The organism is Bacilli bacterium, assembly GCA_036381315.1.
Classification (GTDB): Bacteria; Bacillota; Bacilli; order Paenibacillales; family KCTC-25726; genus DASVDB01.
Genome location: DASVDB010000177.1, coordinates 1 through 2,112, shown reverse-complemented (window position 1 = coordinate 2,112; position 2,112 = coordinate 1). Strand labels below are relative to the sequence as shown.

The following is a 2,112-nucleotide window of genomic DNA, read 5'->3' as shown; positions in this document are numbered from 1 at the left end:
GAAGGCCAGCGCCTGATCGAGGACAAAATCACGTACCGGTTTTACGGCCCGAGCCGCGGCGATATTGTGATCGTGCATGGCCCGGAGAGCGACCGCAGGCTGGTCAAGCGCATCATCGGGCTGCCGGGAGATGTGATCGACATGCGCGACGGCAAATTGTATCTGAACGGGCGGGAGCTGTATGAGCCTTATGTGAAGGGCAAGACGTACCCGAACGGGATGAAGTTGCCTTATACGGTGCCGGCGCACAAGGTTTTTGTGATGGGCGACAACAGGGAAGTAAGCCTGGACAGCCGCAGCCCCGAGATTGGCCCGATCGATTTAAACAGTATCGAAGGAAAAATCATTTTCCGTATTTGGCCGCTCAGCAAGTTTGGAACGATTGACTAGTCGAGGGGGGATGCGCGTGGTTCAACCGTTTGAACGCAATGTGATTGCCCTGATCTGGGACTTCGACAAAACCTTGATCGACGGCTACATGCAGCAGCCGATTTTCGCCAAATACGGCGTTAACGGCAACGCTTTCTGGGAGGAAGTGAACGCGCTCGCAGCCGCATACCGCCGCAAGTATCCGCGCATGCGGGTCAACCGGGAAACGATTTACCTCAATCATTTTCTTACCTGCGTGCAGCAGGGGGTGTTTCCGGGTTTGAACAATGATGTGTTGCACGAGTTGGGCGCGCAATTGACCTTCTATCCGGGGTTGCCGGAATTTTTCGGAGAGTTGCGCAGGTGGATTGAAGAAGACAAGCGCTACCGCAAATATAAAATCAGCGTCGAGCATTATATCGTCAGCACCGGATTGGCGGAGATGATCCGGGGTTCGCGCATCGCGCCGTATGTAAACGGCATATGGGGCTGCGAGTTTATCGAAGAGCCGGAGTTGTCCGCGCTTTGCGGCGCGAACGAGGCGCAGCGCGCGGCAGGGCCCGCCGCCGGACAGCGGCAAATCACGCAAGTCGGCTATACGATCGACAACACTTCGAAAACCCGGGCGATATTTGAAATCAACAAAGGTTCGAACGTGGACGAAAAAATTGACGTCAACGCGTCGATGTCGCCTCATGACCGCCGGGTGCCGTTTGCGCATATGATTTATATCGCCGACGGGCCAAGCGACGTGCCCGCGTTTTCCATTGTCAGGCAAAACGGCGGACGAACGTTTGCCGTGTACAAACGCGGGGCGGTGAAAGAGTTCCAGCAAGCGGACAGGCTGCGCAAGGACAACCGTATCGATATGTATGGCGAGGCCGATTATACGGAGCTTACCCAGACGACGATGTGGCTGCGCGAGCAAACCCGCCAAATAGCGGAGGCCATTTACCAGGAAAAGGAGCAGGCCATCGTAAGAAGCGTGTCGGAGCCGCCGTGGCATGTCAACGAATAAAAATTTTAAAAATAAGTTGAAATAAGCGGACGTTCTTTTGTAATATAGTATTTGTAGTTTTGCCGGACGATAACGATTCTCAATGAAAGCCGCTTTACGGTAAGTTTCTGCTATCGTCGAATCAAAATCATATACAGAGCTGGGGGATTTACCATGATGAAGTATTTATATTTTGTCTTGTTTGTGGGCGCCTTTGTATTCGGTGTAATCGTTTTGGCGATCAATGCGCCTAACGGCAAGGAGAAAGCGGCGGAACAGCGGGATGACCAATTGCTGGTCATCGCTACGAACTTCCAGTTTGACAAACCGGAATATGTTGTGAAAAAAGGCCAGACCTTAACCGTTACGCTGGACAGCCAAATCGGCCTGCACGGCCTGGAAATTGACGGTTACGACGTGAAGCTGGACAGCAACAATAACGAGAAAAAGGTCACTTTCGATAAAGCCGGCACGTTCGATATGCGATGCGCCGTGTTGTGCGGTACGGGCCACGCCGACATGAAAGCAAAACTGATTGTGCAGGAATAACAATATATATAGCAAAAACATGCAAGGGGAAAAGAGCGCCGCAAGGCGTTCTTTTTTTATTGGAATAAATTTCTTGGAAGCGGTCAACACTAACAAGTATGACTATATTCTCAAGGGGCGATAGGCATGAAAGTTAGCAAGTTTTTCATAAGCCTTGTCTGCTTGCCGATCCTGGCATTTGCCTGCTCAGCAAGCGC

General features: G+C 51.9%; 3 protein-coding genes. All 3 read left to right on the top strand.

Annotated elements, in window-relative coordinates:
• Positions 1–390 (top strand): signal peptidase I (gene lepB / locus VF260_13325; GenBank protein ID HEX7058163.1); only part of this gene is annotated, 390 nt, incomplete at its 5' end.
• 16 nt (positions 391–406) lie between these two features.
• Positions 407–1,387 carry a haloacid dehalogenase-like hydrolase gene (locus VF260_13320; protein HEX7058162.1) on the top strand — a complete coding sequence of 327 codons (981 nt, stop codon included), beginning with the start codon at positions 407–409 and terminating at the stop codon, positions 1,385–1,387.
• A gap of 153 nt (positions 1,388–1,540) precedes the next feature.
• Entirely contained in the window at positions 1,541–1,915 is a 375-nt protein-coding gene (locus VF260_13315; protein ID HEX7058161.1) for a hypothetical protein, read from the top strand.
• Positions 1,916–2,112: the final 197 nt, after the last annotated feature.

Excerpts from the sequence above, each read along its gene's own strand:
- VF260_13315 (HEX7058161.1), top strand. The coding sequence starts at position 1,541 with ATGATGAAGTATTTATATTTTGTCTTGTTTGTGGGCGCCTTTGTATTC.